This window comes from Paraburkholderia aspalathi, assembly GCF_900116445.1.
Lineage (GTDB): Bacteria > Pseudomonadota > Gammaproteobacteria > Burkholderiales > Burkholderiaceae > Paraburkholderia > Paraburkholderia aspalathi.
Window position 1 is genome coordinate 114,405 of the sequence record NZ_FPBH01000020.1, and the last position, 15,478, is coordinate 129,882.

Annotated in this window: 18 protein-coding genes; 2 read left to right on the plus strand and 16 right to left on the minus strand. The window is 61.6% G+C overall.

Features of this window, described 5'->3' with window-relative positions; all coding sequences use genetic code 11:
• Positions 1-5 precede the first annotated feature (5 nt).
• From BM438_RS27085 to BM438_RS27145, 12 genes are all read right to left on the minus strand, one after another.
• Entirely contained in the window at positions 6-1,049 is a 1,044-nt protein-coding gene (locus BM438_RS27085; RefSeq protein WP_093640668.1) for a MucB/RseB C-terminal domain-containing protein, read from the minus strand.
• Positions 1,050-1,053: 4 nt separating this feature from the next.
• Positions 1,054-1,680, minus strand: coding sequence for a sigma-E factor negative regulatory protein (locus BM438_RS27090; RefSeq protein WP_054036216.1), 627 nt, complete (start codon positions 1,678-1,680; stop codon positions 1,054-1,056).
• Positions 1,681-1,762: 82 nt separating this feature from the next.
• A complete protein-coding gene (gene rpoE / locus BM438_RS27095) occupies positions 1,763-2,362 on the minus strand; it encodes an RNA polymerase sigma factor RpoE (protein WP_006051939.1) in 600 nt (199 codons plus the stop codon).
• A 101-nt stretch (positions 2,363-2,463) separates the two neighbouring features.
• The gene (locus BM438_RS27100; RefSeq protein ID WP_093640671.1) at positions 2,464-2,847 is read right to left on the minus strand and encodes a protein YgfX; all 384 of its coding nucleotides are present in this window, start codon (positions 2,845-2,847) and stop codon (positions 2,464-2,466) included.
• Between the two features lie 106 nt (positions 2,848-2,953).
• Complete coding sequence (fabF, locus tag BM438_RS27105; protein ID WP_093640472.1) at positions 2,954-4,192, minus strand: beta-ketoacyl-ACP synthase II; 1,239 nt, start codon at positions 4,190-4,192, stop codon at positions 2,954-2,956.
• A gap of 303 nt (positions 4,193-4,495) precedes the next feature.
• Entirely contained in the window at positions 4,496-4,735 is a 240-nt protein-coding gene (acpP, locus tag BM438_RS27110) for an acyl carrier protein (RefSeq protein WP_004197638.1), read from the minus strand.
• A 151-nt stretch (positions 4,736-4,886) separates the two neighbouring features.
• Positions 4,887-5,636: a 3-oxoacyl-ACP reductase FabG gene (gene fabG / locus BM438_RS27115; protein WP_093640475.1), complete on the minus strand. Its 750-nt coding sequence runs from the start codon at positions 5,634-5,636 to the stop codon at positions 4,887-4,889.
• 84 nt (positions 5,637-5,720) lie between these two features.
• Positions 5,721-6,656, minus strand: a complete 936-nt coding sequence (gene fabD, locus BM438_RS27120; protein WP_093640479.1) for an ACP S-malonyltransferase — start codon at positions 6,654-6,656, stop codon at positions 5,721-5,723.
• Positions 6,657-6,767: 111 nt separating this feature from the next.
• Positions 6,768-7,757 (minus strand): beta-ketoacyl-ACP synthase III, encoded by a 990-nt coding sequence (locus BM438_RS27125; RefSeq protein ID WP_093640482.1) that lies wholly within the window; start codon positions 7,755-7,757, stop codon positions 6,768-6,770.
• A complete protein-coding gene (gene plsX / locus BM438_RS27130; RefSeq protein WP_093640484.1) occupies positions 7,757-8,863 on the minus strand; it encodes a phosphate acyltransferase PlsX in 1,107 nt (368 codons plus the stop codon). The genes BM438_RS27125 and plsX overlap by 1 nt, the downstream gene beginning before the upstream one ends.
• A 172-nt stretch (positions 8,864-9,035) precedes the next feature.
• Positions 9,036-9,215, minus strand: a complete 180-nt coding sequence (rpmF, locus tag BM438_RS27140) for a 50S ribosomal protein L32 (RefSeq protein WP_006051932.1) — start codon at positions 9,213-9,215, stop codon at positions 9,036-9,038.
• Positions 9,216-9,316: 101 nt separating this feature from the next.
• Positions 9,317-9,961 carry a DUF177 domain-containing protein gene (locus BM438_RS27145; protein WP_093640490.1) on the minus strand — a complete coding sequence of 215 codons (645 nt, stop codon included), beginning with the start codon at positions 9,959-9,961 and terminating at the stop codon, positions 9,317-9,319.
• A gap of 287 nt (positions 9,962-10,248) precedes the next feature.
• Between BM438_RS27145 and BM438_RS27150 the strand changes: the two genes are divergently transcribed.
• Positions 10,249-10,866 carry a Maf-like protein gene (locus BM438_RS27150; protein ID WP_093640492.1) on the plus strand — a complete coding sequence of 206 codons (618 nt, stop codon included), beginning with the start codon at positions 10,249-10,251 and terminating at the stop codon, positions 10,864-10,866.
• Positions 10,863-11,582: an SAM-dependent methyltransferase gene (locus BM438_RS27155; RefSeq protein ID WP_093640495.1), complete on the plus strand. Its 720-nt coding sequence runs from the start codon at positions 10,863-10,865 to the stop codon at positions 11,580-11,582. The genes BM438_RS27150 and BM438_RS27155 overlap by 4 nt, the downstream gene beginning before the upstream one ends.
• Positions 11,583-11,699: 117 nt before the next feature.
• Here the strand turns inward: BM438_RS27155 and BM438_RS27160 are convergent, their stop codons facing one another.
• Genes BM438_RS27160 through BM438_RS27175 form a run of 4 tightly spaced genes read right to left on the minus strand, consistent with a single transcriptional unit; the run spans position 11,700 to position 14,825 of the window.
• Positions 11,700-12,704: a S49 family peptidase gene (locus BM438_RS27160; RefSeq protein WP_093640498.1), complete on the minus strand. Its 1,005-nt coding sequence runs from the start codon at positions 12,702-12,704 to the stop codon at positions 11,700-11,702.
• A gap of 33 nt (positions 12,705-12,737) precedes the next feature.
• Positions 12,738-13,142, minus strand: a complete 405-nt coding sequence (locus tag BM438_RS27165) for a Rieske (2Fe-2S) protein (protein WP_093640500.1) — start codon at positions 13,140-13,142, stop codon at positions 12,738-12,740.
• Positions 13,139-13,798 (minus strand): HAD-IIIA family hydrolase, encoded by a 660-nt coding sequence (locus tag BM438_RS27170; RefSeq protein ID WP_093640503.1) that lies wholly within the window; start codon positions 13,796-13,798, stop codon positions 13,139-13,141. Before BM438_RS27170 ends, BM438_RS27165 begins: the two co-directional genes overlap by 4 nt.
• Entirely contained in the window at positions 13,791-14,825 is a 1,035-nt protein-coding gene (locus BM438_RS27175) for an RluA family pseudouridine synthase (protein ID WP_093640506.1), read from the minus strand. Before BM438_RS27175 ends, BM438_RS27170 begins: the two co-directional genes overlap by 8 nt.
• Between the last annotated feature and the right edge of the window lie 653 nt (positions 14,826-15,478).

Genomic DNA, 15,478 nt, shown 5'->3' on the forward strand with positions numbered 1-15,478 from the left:
GAAGATTACTTCGGAGCTTTATATTCTATGGCAGACGCAAATTGCTGCAATGTGGTCTGGGGCACTTCACCAAGCAGAGTAATCCAGAAGTCGCCGCGCCGCTTGACCAGCACGTGCGTGGCGCCGCTACTGCCCGCGCCTTCCTTGCGAGTATTGTTCTCGACCGGCTCGACGAATACCGAAATGGCCGCAAGGCCGTCGGAGAATACAGCTTGATCAACCGGAATAGTGGGCTGGCCGGGGTCACGCGCAGCCATGGGACGGCGAAGCTCGCGAATCTTGCGGAAGCCCGGCACCGTCGGCGTGATTTGCCAGCCTTGCGCAGCCATATCGACCGGCTCGACCGGCGGACGCACTACCGTCCAACCCGTTGTATTACGAATGCCGTTGACGATGGCGGTCTTGTCGACCGGCACGCCAATACGAATCTGCGAAAACGACAACTGTTCGAGCACCTGGCCGTTCGGATCGAGCGTTTGCGCACGCAACAGCAGGCCGGTCTTCTTGTCGGCCCACAGCTTGTAAGCAAAGCGATATGCGTCTTTCGGATCGAGCTCGATTACCTGGCTATCGATACCCGCGACGCGGTCGTCGCCGAGCAGCTTCGGCTCGTAGACGGACAGCACCTGCTCGCCGCTTACAGCGAGCAGCGCGGGAAACGAATCTTTGTTCTGGCGCTTCTCGACCACGCACAGATGTCGCTCGGGCACGAACGTGTAGAGATCTTCGTTGTGACGAAGCATTTTGCGCGGCTTGCCGTCGAGGCTTTCGAGTTGCTCGAATTCGCCGTCAGTACGGGTCGCGTAGTGCGCGATCCGCGACGTCTGAACGAAATTACCGCGCTGATAGACAAACGCGCCCTCGTAGTTCTGCTGCTGGGCAGCCTGATGAATGCGATCGAGCAGCTCTGCGGCCGTGCGACGGGCGACGAGCGGATCGTCGGTTTGTGCAAAGACCCGCGGCGTGGCGGACAACAATACGGCTGCGCAGAACAGAAATGCCGGCAGCCGCCCCCAGATAGTCGTTTTATTCAACCGCGGAGTCTGCATCAAACTATTGGCCTTGCGTAGAAACGGCGGCAGCGCGAATCAGCGGCATCGAGCCCGGCATGACCGGTTGTTGCGCGAATTGCTGGTGAGCTTCCAGATACTGATCGAGACTGGCGTCACGAATGATGTTGGCGTCTTGCGCAACCGGCTGAAGCGTAGCAGCCGGCACCGACGCCATAGCCACACGTTGCAGCGAATCGCCATGCGACTGGGTCGACGCAACTTGCGCCACACCCGGTCCGCCCGGCACGCCTTGCAGTTGCGGCACGACGATCCACGTCAGCGTGGCAGCGGCGGCGGCTACGGCAAACGCCGGCACAACGCGGCGGCGCAGCGCCAGCAAACGCCGCGCGACCGGCATTGCAGCAGGCGCGAGCACGTGCGGCTCATTGTCGAAACGTGCGGCAAAACCGCTCAGAAACGCGCTGCTCGCCGCCGGGCTGACCGCCAGATCGTCGGAACGCAGAGCGTCGCCGATCAGGTGATAGCACGACCAGGCGGCACGATCTTCGCCGTCCAGTTCGGAAACAAACGTGTTCAGATGCTCTTCGCCGAACAGCTCACCGTCGACAAAAGCGGACAGACGCTCGCCGCGCGAGCTGGCTTGCGATTGCATCGAGACCGACCCCATGATGCTCCCCATCTTACAAATACCCCGTAGTGACACCACTAATCCAGATATTGCACCCGCGCCCCGTCCGGCGGGCTGGTGTTTACCAGCGCTTGCCTTCAGGTGTGTCAAGCAACGGACGCAATTTTGCCGCAATGGCTTCGCGAGCGCGGAAAATTCGTGATCTGACTGTGCCAATTGGGCAACCCATCATCTCAGCGATTTCCTCGTAACTCAAACCTTCAATTTCACGAAGAGTAATGGCGGTGCGCAACTCTTCCGGTAAAACCGCCATCGCAGCATTGACCGTCTCAGCGATCTGCTTGCTCATCAACATCGACTCAGGCGTGTTGATATCCCTTAGTTGGTCGGCGTCCGAGAAAGTTTCAGCTTCTTCAGCATCTGCTTCGGTCGAAGTCGGTGCGCGCCGCCCTTGGGTCGCAAGGTAGTTCTTTGCCGTATTGACCGCAATCCGGTACAACCACGTATAAAAGGCCGATTCGCCGCGAAATTGCGGCAACGCCCGGTACGCCTTGATAAAGGCGTCCTGAGCGACGTCTTCCACTTCGGCCGGGTCCCGCACGAGACGGGAGATCAGCCGGAGAATCTTGCGGTGGTATTTGGAGACCAGAAGCTCGAACGCGGCCTTGTCGCCCTTCTGGACGCGCTCGACCAGCACCTGATCAATTTCTTTTTCGCTCACCTGATAAATCCGTTAACTATAGGGCGCATGGCGGGGGACCATTGTAGCGTCCCCATCATCGCGGCACGTTACTCCGGTAACAGCGGTTACAGTCGTTACAGTCAGGCGCCGGCGCCACGCCGACCCAGCACGGCCAGCTCCCGGAAAACGGCCGCAGGAAGCGCGTCAGCAGCAAGAAGCAGCGTGCGGGAGCGCCCATGATCCGGCGCCAGCGCCAGAACGAGCAGGCGACCGCTCCATTGCGCACAGCCGGCAATGCGACCCTGCGTCAACAAACTGCCGGCCCGGTTCCAGGTGGACACTCCGTCTGGGCCGATTTTCAGCGCGACCGGCTGCGCATGCTCATGCTTTACCGCACAGAGCGTCAGCAGCGCCCACACGGCAAGCGTCAACGGAACCGCCTGCCAGGCGCCCAGATGCGACGCGAAGCATGTATAGGCAGCGCCAGTCGCCATCAGGACGAACATACCCAAAGCGGCGCGCATGGCGACGGAGCGCCGCAACGTGATCCGCTGCGGCGCTCCGTCGGTTGCCGATTCGAGGGAAACCGCCGGGCAAGCCGGCGTTTTCGACCGGTGTGTCAGCAAGCGATCAGGCGCGCTTGAAGACCAGCGTGCCGTTCGTGCCGCCGAACCCGAACGAGTTCTTCAGCGCGACGTCGATCTTCATCTCCCGCGCGGTGTTGGCGCAGTAATCGAGATCGCAGGCGGGATCCTGATTGAAGATGTTGATCGTCGGCGGCGACACCTGATGATGCACGGCGAGCACGGTGAACACGGACTCCAGACCGCCGGCGCCGCCCAACAGGTGACCTGTCATCGACTTGGTCGAATTCACGACCATGTCTTTGGCGTGGTCGCCGAAAGCGCGCTTGATGCCGGTGGTTTCAGCCAGGTCGCCCAGCGGCGTGGACGTGCCGTGCGCGTTCAGGTAATTCACCTGATCCGAATTGATGCCTGCATTCTTCAGCGCGGCCAGCATGCAGCGGCGCGCGCCGTCGCCATCTTCCAGCGGAGCGGTCATGTGATAGGCGTCGCCGCTCATCCCGTAGCCACTGATTTCGGCGTAAATCTTCGCGCCACGTGCCTTCGCGTGTTCGTACTCTTCGAGCACCATCACGCCGGCGCCTTCGCCCAGCACGAAACCGTCGCGATCCTTGTCCCACGGACGGCTTGCCGTTGCCGGATCGTCATTGCGTTGCGACAGCGCACGCGCCGCCGCAAAGCCACCGACGCCGAGCGGCGACACGGTCGATTCGGCACCGCCTGCGATCATCACGTCGGCGTCGCCGTATTCGATCAGGCGCGAAGCCTCGCCGATACAGTGCAGACCCGTGGTACACGCGGTAACGATGGCGAGATTCGGACCCTTGATGCCGAACTTGATCGACAGGTGACCGGAGATCATGTTGATGATCGATGCCGGCACGAAGAACGGCGAAATACGGCGCGGGCCGCGATTGAGCAGCTCGGTTTGCGTCGCTTCGATCATCGGCAGACCGCCGATGCCCGAACCGACCACCACGCCGATGCGCTCCGAATTTTCGTCGGTGACTTCGAGGCCGCTGTCCTGCATCGCCTGGATGCCGGCCGCGACGCCGTAATGGATAAACGTATCCATGTGGCGCGCTTCCTTACCGGGGATGTAGTCCTCGATATTGAAGCCCTTCACCTCGCCGGCGAAACGAGTCGAGAAGTTCGACGCATCGAACTTCGTGATATTGGCAATACCCGACTTGCCGGCGACCAGATTGGCCCAGCCGTCGGCAACATTATTGCCAACAGGCGAAATCAGCCCCAGGCCTGTAACAACAACACGACGGCGGCTCACGGTAACCCCTTTTTCATAGATGACAAAAGCACAAAAGCCACAGCGGCCACAGGAACCTGCCCTGTGTGCCCTGTGGCTGTTAGCCGCCCCCTACCCCCGGCGCTTCGCACCAGGTCCCCCCGAGAGGGGCAAGAAAACTTGGGGCGGCCCGGCGTTTTCTTGAAAGTCGGCAATCGCGCGAAAAGTTGCGCTGTCAACATCGCTGGCTCCTGCACGGCAAAAAGCGCCAGCCCTGCTGGCGTCGGAAACCGACACGGCAGGGCGTCATACGCCGCCAACGCAGAAACGCAGGCGCGAATGACTTTAGGCCTTGACGTTCGCGCGAGCGTAGTCGATCGCTTGCTGAACGGTAGTGATCTTCTCGGCTTCTTCATCCGGAATTTCCATGCCGAATTCGTCTTCGAGGGCCATCACGAGTTCAACGGTGTCGAGCGAGTCGGCGCCGAGGTCGTTCACGAACGAAGCTTCGTTCTTGATCTCAGCTTCTGCAACGCCCAGTTGTTCTGCGACGATCTTCTTGACGCGCTGTTCGATATTGTCCATTACCCCTCCAAGGGAAAAGAAGTTCAAAAATACAGGTGCGCGCATTTTATCAGGTTTGACCCGGCAAAAAAGCGGCGCATCGGGTTCCTGTCAAGGCATGCGCCTTACGCTTTTGCAAACGCGTCAAGGCGCGGATAGTAACCGAATTTGGTTACGACATGTACATTCCGCCGTTCACATGCAATGTCGTGCCGGTGATATAGCCCGCTTGCGGCGACGCGAGGAACGCCACAGCGTGTGCGATGTCGTCCGGGCTGCCGAGGCGGCCGAGCGGAATCTGCGTCTTCAGTGCGGCTTGCTGCTCTTCCGGCAGGGTCTTGGTCATGTCGGTATCGATGAAGCCTGGCGCCACGCAATTCACCGTGATGCCGCGGCTGCCGATCTCGCGTGCCAACGCACGCGTCATGCCTGCTACGCCCGCTTTCGCGGCTGCATAGTTGACCTGCCCCGGGTTGCCGGCCGAGCCGACCACCGACGTGATGTTGATGATCCGGCCACCCTTGGCCTTCATCATGGGACGCAGCACCGCGCGCGACAGGCGGAAGACCGACTTGAGATTGGTGTCGATCACCGCGTCCCAGTCGTCGTCCTTCATGCGCATGGCGAGCTGGTCCTGCGTGATGCCGGCGTTGTTCACCAGCACGTGCAGCGCGCCAAATTCCTTCACGGTGCCGTCGATCAGCGCTTCGGCTGCGGCGGCGTCGTTGACGTTGAGCACCGCGCCGCGGCCGCTTACGCCAGCCGCGTTAAAGGCTTCGCTGATCGCTGCCGCGCCGCTTTCGCTGGTTGCCGTGCCGATCACCGTCGCGCCCTGGCGCGCTAGTTCCAGCGCGATCGCACGGCCGATGCCGCGCGATGCGCCCGTCACGATTGCGATTTGCTTGTCGAGAGTCTTTTCCATCTGTCAGTCCGAATGCCCTTTCGGAGGGCTGATTGATTCTTGATGTCAGGCCTGGTGCCCTGCTGGCGCCCCAGGAGGCTGCGTTTAGCCCGCCGTCACCAGCTTGAGCGTTTCTTCGAGCGAAGCCGGGTCGAACACCGAAGCGCCGACCAGATTGCCGTCGATACGCTTCGTCAATCCCGCGAGGACCTTGCCGGGACCGCATTCGATCACATGCGTGACGCCTTGCGCAGCCATTGCCTGCACGCTTTCGACCCAGCGCACCGGACCGGCTGCCTGACGCACCAGCGCATCCTTGATCTTTGCCGGCTCGTTGACCACCGCGACGTCGACGTTGTTGATCACCGGAATCGACGGCACCTGCACGTCGACGCTGGCCAGATACTCGCGCAATTGATCCGACGCGGGCTTCAACAGCGACGAGTGGAACGGCGCCGACACCGGCAGCGGCAACGCGCGCTTGGCGCCCTTCGCCTTCGCAACTTCGCAGGCCTTTTCGACGGCGGCCTTGTGACCCGCGATCACGACTTGCGCCGGCGCGTTGAAATTCACCGCTTCGACGACACCCGCGACCGACGCTTCGGCGCAAACCGCGCGGACCGTATCGTCATCGAGGCCGAGAATCGCGGCCATGCCGCCAACGCCGACCGGCACGGCCGTTTGCATAGCTTGCGCGCGAAAACGCACGAGCGGCACGGCATCGCGAAACGCGATCGCGCCTGCCGCGACCAGCGCGGTGTATTCGCCGAGGCTATGACCGGCGACGATAGCCGGCTTCGGGCCGCCGGCCTGCTGCCACGCGCGGTAAATCGCGTACGCGGCGGTCAGCATGACCGGTTGGGTATTGGTGGTGAGGTTCAGATCTTCGGCGGGGCCTTCGGCGATCAGCTTGCCGAGGTCCTGATTGAGCGCGTCGGACGCTTCCTGAACCGTCTCACGCACGACCGCGTGATCAGCGAATGCGTTAAGCATGCCGACCGACTGCGAACCTTGCCCAGGAAAAACGAACGCAAATTTCATATCGTCCCCAAAATCGATGTTGTCAGATGTGGGTGGCGCGCCCGATTGATGGCAAGCGCGCTCAAGCGTAGCCGAGCGCCGCAAAGAGCGCTCGCCATAACGTCGCCGCTATCAGTAGCGGATAACCGACGCGCCCCAGGTGAAGCCGCCGCCGACGCCTTCGATCAGCACGTTCTGGCCGCGCTTGATGCGGCCGTCGCGCACCGCGACGTCGAATGCGAGCGGAATGGACGCAGCCGACGTATTGCCGTGCTCGCCCACCGTGACGACCATGCGTTCCTGCGGCAAGCCGAGCTTGCGGCAGGTGCTTTGCATGATGCGGATATTGGCCTGATGCGGAATCAGCCAGTCGATCTGCTCGGCCGACAGATTCGCTTTTGCAAGTGCCTCGACCGCGACCTTTTCGAGCACATTGACCGCGAGCTTGAACACAGCCTGGCCGTCCATATGCAGGAACGCGCTGCCTTCGATCACACCGCCGTTCACATTGCCCGGCGTGCAGAGAATGTTCGAATGGCTGCCGTCGGCGTGCAGAGCGCTCGCCAGCACGCCCGGTTCTTCGGACGCCTGCAGAATCACCGCGCCGGCGCCGTCGCCGAACAGCACGCAGGTGGTGCGGTCCTTGAAATCGAGAATGCGCGAGAAGGTTTCCGCGCCGATCACGAGCGCCGTGCGATGCTGGCCGCTACGAATGAAGCTGTCCGCCGTTGCCACCGCATAAGCGAAGCCCGAACAGACCGCCTGCACGTCGAATGCCGCGCCGTGATTCTTGATGCCGAGCTTGTTCTGCAACAGGCACGCCGTGCTCGGAAACACAAAGTCAGGCGTGGAGGTTGCAACGATGATCAGATCGATGGATTGCGGATCGATATCCGCCGCTTCGATCGCGCGTTGCGAGGCGATGAGCGCCAGATCGCTGGTAGTGACATCGGGTTCGGCGAAGTGGCGTGCATGGATGCCCGTGCGGGCAACGATCCATTCGTCGCTCGTCTCGACACCCTGCTTGGCGAGACGTTCGGCCAGATCCTGATTGGTGACGCGCCCGGGCGGCAGGTAGCTGCCGGTGCCCAGCACGCGGGAATAAATTGTCGATTGAGCCATTATGCCTTCGAGGATTGCGCAGCGTAGGGCTCGGCTGGCTGGCCTGCGATCGGGCTTGCGTGACCCGCACCGCTTGCATCGCGCGCTGCCTGTTCGAGAGAACCTGCATTCTCTTCCATTGCTCGCGCAAGGCGTTCCAGCACGCCGTTTTTGACGGCATCATACCCGCGTTTGATAGCCCACTCAAACGCGTAGGCATCCGCCGAACCGTGGCTTTTGATCACCAGCCCACGCAGGCCCAGCAACGCGGCGCCATTGTATTGCCGATGATCGACGCGCTTCTTGAAGCGCATCAATACCGGCAAGGCGAGCACCGCCATCACCTTGGTGAGCCACGAGCGGCCGAACTCTTCCCTGATGATGTTGGAGAGCATCTGCGCGAGGCCTTCCGACGTCTTCAGCGCGACATTGCCGACAAAACCGTCGCAGACGATCACGTCGACCGTGCCCTTGAAGATGTCGTTGCCTTCAACGTTACCGTGAAAGTTAAGTGTACTCGCGCGCAGCAGTTCGCCGGCGCGTTTGATGGTGTCGTTGCCCTTGATGGCTTCTTCGCCAATGTTGAGCAGGCCGATGGTGGGCCGCTCCTTGCCCTCGAGCGCGGACACGAGCGCGTGCCCCATCTCCGCGAACTGCAGCAGATGCTGCGGCTCGCAATCGACGTTGGCGCCCAGGTCGAGCATCATCGTGTAGCCATTGGGATTGGGGAGTGCCGACGCAATGGCCGGGCGTTCGATGCCCGACAGCGTTTTCAGCACATAACGCGAGACCGCCATCAGCGCGCCGGTATTGCCGGCGGAAACGCAGGCTTGCGCCTCGCCTTCCTTGACGCGATTGAGCGCCACGCGCATGGATGAGTCTTTTTTCTTGCGCAGCGCGACTTCGACCGGATCGTCCATGGCGACGATCTCGGAAGCAGGTACGACGGTCAGCGCCGGCAGGTCTTGAGCCTTCAACTTCTTCAGCTGCGCACGAATCGCACTTTCAATGCCGACGAGCAGCAACTCAGCATCGGGATGCGAACGAACGAAGTTGACGGCTGCGGGAACGGTCACGGACGGGCCGTGGTCGCCTCCCATGCAATCTATCGTGAGCTTTACTGTCATGGAGTGCGACGAATTTCAGGCGCCCTGCATGGAACCACAGTAAGCGCTAAAGCGCCAACTGCGATCGACACAAAAAAGCGGCAGATGAATGCCGCCTTTTTGCCGAGCCGGGAAAATGTCAAGCGAGCCGATCGCCACGCGAAACGCCAAGGGGCGCACCGCAGTGAAACGATTAGTCGTTCTTCGTCTTGACGACTTTCTTGCCGCGATAGTAGCCGTTCGGGCTAACGTGGTGACGCAGATGCACTTCGCCCGTGCTCGGCTCCACGGCCAGCGGCGCTGCCGTCAGGAAATCGTGCGAACGGTGCATGCCGCGCTTCGACGGCGACTTCTTATTTTGTTGAACTGCCATGACTAACTCCTAAAAATTTTCCGAATTCTAACACAGCCCGACCCGGTGTCCGCCATTGACCGAATGGCCAATGCGCCCGCTTCGCGCTCCCATGCAACTGTTCAGTGCTTCTTGTCGCCCAGCTCACCGCGCTTGAGACTTTCGAGCGCCGCAAACGGATTGGGCCGTTCGGGCTCAGCGCCCTCACCAGCTTCATCCGGCGCAGCCTCGTCGCCCTCGCCTTCTGCTCCAGCCACACCAGAGACGAGGCTCTCGTGCACTTCGGGACACACCTCGTGCTTGGGCACGAGCGGCAAGGAAAGCAGCAACTCTTCTTCGATCAAGTCGATGAGATCGAACTGGCGCGAGCCCACGATCACTTCGACTTCATCCTCGTCGAGCGGAAACTCTTCGGCTTCCGCCTCAGTGCTGACGATCCGGTAAGTTGCATCGACATTGAACGCCTGCAGATACGGTGTCATGCACCGCTGACATTCGAGCCATGCAGCACCGTGAATCGCCAGCCTCAGATAAGGCTGTGGACCCTCGGTGCCGTCGTCCTGCAATTCCGGCTGCGTCGCCCCTTCGGCTTGCCAGGTGAACGCGGTATCGCGGTCTGGCGCTTCAACCGGGACTTCGTTTAACATGCGCGGCAGTTGCGAGACGCGCACGACACCCGCGGCCTGACGCCCACTCCGCGCAAATTCGAACAGATCGATATCGTGCGGGTCGGACAGACCAGCAGGGTTGCCAGGATGTTGAGTCATGTGCGCTCCTGCGTCGGCAAGGATTTCGCCGGGGGTAAATCGGTTTGCAAAGCATCGGTTTGCAAAGCATCGGTTTGCAAAGCAGTCCGCGGAACCCATGCGCTGCACGGTATTGCTCGGCATTGCCAAAGCGCGTTACCTAAGCAGCAGCCCGCCTGTGCAATAGCATACCGATGAAAAGCCCGAAATCATATCCGTTTTGTCTTTTCGAGTCAAACACTTAAGCCCGTACACGTGCGCCACCCGCACAGCCTCGTACGACCCGCCTCTCTAGCCGTTGGTTGCACATGCCAGATTCCCTCAATCGCCCGCCACGCCTGATCCTGGCGTCGAGTTCACCTTATCGTCGAGAACTGCTCGAGCGCCTGCGGATTCCGTTCGAAGTCGTCGTCCCGGCAATCGACGAAACGCCGCTCGCCGACGAAACGCCCGAAGTGACGGCCCTGCGCCTCGCCGAGGCAAAAGCCCGCGCGGTGGCAGCCAAGTTCGGCGCCGGTGAAGCCGCACTTGTCATCGGCTCGGATCAGGTCGCTACTTACGACGGTCTGCAGATCGGCAAGCCCGGTACACATGACAAGGCGCTCGCCCAGTTGCAAGCAATGCGCGGCCGCGAAGTGCTGTTTCATAGTGCGCTGTGCCTGTTCGACAGCCGTTCTGGAGCGGCGCAAGCCGTCGACGTCATCACTCGCGTGCAATTCCGCGAGCTGCCGGACGCCGCGCTGGACGCCTATCTGCATGCCGAAACGCCCTACGACGTCGCTGGCAGCGCAAAATCCGAAGGCCTCGGCATCGCGCTGCTCGAAGCCATTCACTCGGACGACCCGACCGCGCTGGTCGGACTACCGCTGATCGCGCTGTCGCGCATGCTGCTCGCAGTAGGCTATCCACTCCTGGGGGCGCAATGAGCGGCACCTTATATCTGATCCCGAACACGCTCGGCGAAGGCGATGCCGACGCCCTCGACGCCGTCCTGCCCGCGCCGGTGCGGGCCCGCGCGGCGTCGCTCAGCTATTACATCGGCGAAAACGCGAAAACCACCCGCGCCTTCCTGAAGAAAGTCGGCACCGAAAAACCGATCCAGGAAATCGAGATTCGCGAACTGAACATCAACACGCCGGCCGGTGAGATCGACAAACTGCTCGCGCCTTTGCTGGCGGGGACGGATGCCGGCCTAGTGTCCGAAGCCGGTTGCCCGGCGGTCGCCGATCCGGGCGCCCTGCTGGTGCGCCGCGCGCATGAGCGCGGCGTGAAGGTCGTGCCGTTTGTCGGGCCGAGCTCGATTCTGCTGGCGTTGATGGCTTCCGGCCTGAATGGCCAGAGTTTTGCGTTCCACGGCTATCTGCCGGTCGATGCCACCGAACGGGCCAAGCGCCTGCGCGATCTGGAGCAGCAGTCGCGCAAAGTCAAACAAACGCAGATCTTTATCGAGACGCCCTATCGGAATAAGCCGCTGCTCGACACGTTGCTGGCGACGTGCGCGCCCTCCACCTTGGTCTGCGTCGCCGTCGATCTGACGCTGGAAACGGAAACCATCGCCAGCCGCACTGTGGCCGACTGGAAAAAGAAACCGGCTATCGATCTCCACAAACGGCCGGCAATTTTCCTGATCCTCGCCGTCTGACCGCTGCCGCGGCTCGAACCGATCAGCTTGCCGATCGGTCGCTGTTTACTAACGGCAAAAAGCAAAAAAGCCCCGCGCGATCAACACTCGATCGCACGGGGCTTTTTCCATATTGAATTACCGCAAGCTCATCTTCCCGCCAAGCGCCATCGCGTGAACGGCGCCACTGCCGACTGCCGCACCGAACTTGCGCGCCACGCGGTCCGTAATGCTCTCCTTGACCGTGTAGTCAACGATATCCGGCGCTTTGAAAAGGTCGCGCGCAACGTAATCCGCGTCGCCGAGACCATCTGCAAGCCCCAGCTCGACGCTCTTCTGCCCCGTCCAGAAGAGGCCCGAGAACATGTCCGGCGTTTCGTGCAGGCGTTTGCCGCGACCTTGACGCACGGCGTCGATGAACTGTGCGTGGATCTGGTCGAGCATGTCCTGCGCATGTTCGTCCATCTTCGGCGTTTCCGGTGAGAACGGGTCGAAAAAGCCCTTGTTCTCACCCGAAGTGTGCAGGCGGCGCTGGATCCCCAGCTTGTCCATCAAGCCGGTAAAGCCGAAGCTATCCATCAGCACGCCAATCGAACCGACAATGCTCGCCTTGTCCACGTAAATCTTGTCGGCCGCCGCGGCCGCGTAATAGCCGCCCGACGCGCACATGTCGCCGACCACGACATACAACGGGATCGACGGATACTTGGCGCGCAGCCGGCGAATCTCGTTGTAGATAATGCCCGCCTGCACCGGGCTGCCGCCCGGGCTGTTGCAACGCAGGATCACGCCTGCCGTACCCGCATCGTCGAACGCATTTTCCAGCGCGGTGTTGATATCTTCCGCGTTCGCGTTCGTATCAGCGGAGATTTCGCCGTCAAGCGTGATCATGGCCGTATGCCGGCCAGTGGTCGTTACCTTATCGCCCGAGAAATCGAACGCGCCCCATACCGCCAGCAGCAGGACGATCAGGAACACAAACCGGAAGAAGATCTTCCAGCGGCGTGCCGCGCGTTGCTCGGTGATGGCCGCAAGCGCGATGCGCTCGAGCGCGGCGCGCTCCCAGCCCGGCTCATCGGCAGGCGTGCGGGGGCGGCCTGTCAGGGACGGTTCCTTCGGTTCGGGAGTCAAATTGTCGGACATGCGGTGCAGTGGAAAGATCGAAGAGGAGAAAAATCAGGGGATGGCCGGGCGCAGTTCGCCGTCCGGCAGCCAGAACACGGCACGGCCTTCAGGTGTATCCCGCTCATCAACCTGGACGGGGCGCAAGCGGCCGCCACGGCACGGGCCGCCGACGCATTTGCCCGTATCTGGCGTGTAAATCGCGCCATGTGTGGCGCACATCAAGTATAAACCGGACGATTCGAAGAACTGCCCTTCGGCCCAGTCGAGCTCCATGGGCACGTGGGCGCAGCGATTCAAATAGCCGTATGCACGGCCATCATAGCGAACAAAAAATACCACGACGTCGCCACCACCGAGCCTGGCCGCGCGCCGTACACCAGCGCCGCCATCGACCAGTTCTTCGGACGCGCAAATGCGAACCGCTTCCGTCGCCGCCTCGGTTATACCCGTACTCATGCGTTCTCTCGCAGCCAACCGGACAGGTCGGTCACGCTCGAGGCGACAAATTTCGGCGACAAAGCCGTCAACGAGCCGGCAGGATGCGCGCCGTATGTGACACCAATGCCCGCGACGCCCGCATTGATCGCCATTTGCAGATCGTGCGTCGTATCCCCCACCATCACCGTGCGCGCCGGATCCTGCCCCAGTTCACGCGTAAGCTCGTGCAGCATCGCGGGATGCGGCTTCGAGAAGGTTTCGTCCGCACAGCGAGTGCCGTCGAACAGGCTCGTCAGACGCGACTGGTCGAGCGCGCGATTCAGCCCGACGCGGCTCTTGCCGGTCGCGACCGCCAGCAGATAACCCTGATCGCGCAATTCCTGCAGCATCTCGCGCACGCCGACGAACAGCTCGGTGGTCTGGTCCTTCACTAAATAGTGGAAGCGATAGCGCTCCGCCAGACGCGGGTAGTCGGACGGATCGAGCGTAGGCGCGGCGATTTGCAGCGCGTCGCGCAGGCCGAGGCCGATCACATAGCTGGCGGCCTCATCGGCGGGAACCGGCAGACCGAGATCGCGACACGCCGACTGGATGCTGCGCGTGATGTGCGCGGTCGAATCCATTAGCGTTCCGTCCCAGTCGAAGACGATCAGATCAAATTGCTCTCTAGCCATGCGGTGTCGTCTCCGGGTTTGACCCATTTTGTGATTCACGTAATTCATTGAGCTGCGCCACAAAACTGCGGCATTCGGCCGGCAGCGGCGCCTCGAACTGCACGGGCGCGCCGGTCGCCGGATGCGTCAGCTTAAGGCGGTATGCGTGCAGGAACATGCGTTTCAGGCCAGGCTTGGCGTTGGCGCGCGCCAGCGCCTTGTTCAGCGCAAAGTCGCCGTATTTGGCATCGCCGACGATCGGCAGTTCCAGATGCTGCAAATGGACGCGGATCTGATGCGTGCGGCCGGTCTTCAGTTCCGCCTCGAGCAGCGCGTACTCCGGCCAGCGGTCGATCAGATTGAAAACCGTGTGCGACGCGAGGCCGTCGGCCTGGACACGCACGCGTCGCTCGCCGTCCGCAGTCAAATACTTATGCAGCGGCTCCTTGACCGCGCGGCGGCGGCCCCAGTCGCTCGCCCATTCGCCGTGGACGCACGCATAGTAGCGCTTATCCATCTTGTTCTCGCGAATCTGCTCGTGCAGATTGACCAGCGCGGAGCGCTTCTTGGCGAGCATCAGGATACCGGAGGTCTCGCGGTCCAGCCGATGCACCAATTCGAGGAATTTCGCCTGGGGCCGCGCTTCGCGCATCTGTTCGATCACGCCGAACGCCACGCCGCTGCCCCCGTGGACCGCCACGCCGGCCGGTTTATCGATCACGAGCATGTGCTCGTCTTCAAAAATAATTTTGAAATCGGCGCTCGGCACCGGCGCCTGGGCGATCGTCTCGTTCGGTTGAGCGACGCGAATGGGCGGCACGCGCACCAGATCGCCCAGCTCGAGGCGGTACTGCGCGTCTATCCGGCCCTTATTCACACGCACCTCGCCGCTACGCAGGATGCGGTAAATATGGCTTTTTGGCACGCCCTTACAGACGCGCAACAGGAAGTTATCAATGCGCTGTCCGGCCGCACTGTCATCGATCTCGATCATCGAGACCTGGTCGCTTGCGACCGATTTCTGGGATATTTTGCCTAACTCTTTCATTATGAATATAATTTGCCCAGCAGTCTGCGGCGGCCGGCGCAGTGTCCGGAATTCGGGCGGATTGCGCAGGTGCAAGCGATAAACCGTTATTTTACTTGCGCCGGGGTCTGGTTGCTCACCCTGAAAATGAGATGCAACATGTTGCACGCACGAAGTCAGTGCCCGGCAGGGACGGCGCCCACAGGCGCGTTCGGTCAAGGTCGGCTTCGACGGTAACGGAATTTTGGTAAAAAAGAATTTAACTTTCAGCTTCGGTATCGGGCGGTCTGACGCCCTGCTGTAGGAAGCTGCGAGTTGCGAAAATACGGCGTGCGCCCGAGGCGTCTTGTAGAAAATACAAGACATGGCGACGTCAAAATGAGGCGAGACACCCCCAGCGAGAAAAGACGCGCCGACTGCGCGAACTTCCCGCTGCGGCATGACCGCAGCCTCCGGCCCTCCGGTCACGCGCCCAGTTGGCGCACCGGCGCGAGTGGACGAAAGGCTTATGAAGGTCTGCTGGCAGAACCCGCGGCGTGTCGGGTCGTTATTTGAAGCCGTGTTCGCATGTGCCCTGCGGCACCGCGCCCATTTTTCAATGGGGCCGGGCCCTCTCAGGCAATTCTCCCGCCATTTTTCCCGCTCCAGCGTGCTTGTGAAAACACAATAAGGCG

Coding starts and splice junctions, on each gene's coding strand:
- BM438_RS27085 (WP_093640668.1), bottom strand. CDS start 1,049: ATGCAGACTCCGCGGTTGAATAAAACGACTATCTGGGGGCGGCTGCCG.
- BM438_RS27090 (WP_054036216.1), bottom strand. CDS start 1,680: ATGGGGTCGGTCTCGATGCAATCGCAAGCCAGCTCGCGCGGCGAGCGT.
- BM438_RS27100 (WP_093640671.1), bottom strand. CDS start 2,847: ATGCGCGCCGCTTTGGGTATGTTCGTCCTGATGGCGACTGGCGCTGCC.
- acpP (WP_004197638.1), bottom strand. CDS start 4,735: ATGGACAATATCGAACAGCGCGTCAAGAAGATCGTCGCAGAACAACTG.
- fabG (WP_093640475.1), bottom strand. CDS start 5,636: ATGGAAAAGACTCTCGACAAGCAAATCGCAATCGTGACGGGCGCATCG.
- fabD (WP_093640479.1), bottom strand. CDS start 6,656: ATGAAATTTGCGTTCGTTTTTCCTGGGCAAGGTTCGCAGTCGGTCGGC.
- BM438_RS27125 (WP_093640482.1), bottom strand. CDS start 7,757: ATGGCTCAATCGACAATTTATTCCCGCGTGCTGGGCACCGGCAGCTAC.
- plsX (WP_093640484.1), bottom strand. CDS start 8,863: ATGACAGTAAAGCTCACGATAGATTGCATGGGAGGCGACCACGGCCCG.
- rpmF (WP_006051932.1), bottom strand. CDS start 9,215: ATGGCAGTTCAACAAAATAAGAAGTCGCCGTCGAAGCGCGGCATGCAC.
- BM438_RS27145 (WP_093640490.1), bottom strand. CDS start 9,961: ATGACTCAACATCCTGGCAACCCTGCTGGTCTGTCCGACCCGCACGAT.
- BM438_RS27150 (WP_093640492.1), top strand. CDS start 10,249: ATGCCAGATTCCCTCAATCGCCCGCCACGCCTGATCCTGGCGTCGAGT.
- BM438_RS27155 (WP_093640495.1), top strand. CDS start 10,863: ATGAGCGGCACCTTATATCTGATCCCGAACACGCTCGGCGAAGGCGAT.
- BM438_RS27160 (WP_093640498.1), bottom strand. CDS start 12,704: ATGTCCGACAATTTGACTCCCGAACCGAAGGAACCGTCCCTGACAGGC.
- BM438_RS27165 (WP_093640500.1), bottom strand. CDS start 13,142: ATGAGTACGGGTATAACCGAGGCGGCGACGGAAGCGGTTCGCATTTGC.
- BM438_RS27170 (WP_093640503.1), bottom strand. CDS start 13,798: ATGGCTAGAGAGCAATTTGATCTGATCGTCTTCGACTGGGACGGAACG.
- BM438_RS27175 (WP_093640506.1), bottom strand. CDS start 14,825: ATGAAAGAGTTAGGCAAAATATCCCAGAAATCGGTCGCAAGCGACCAG.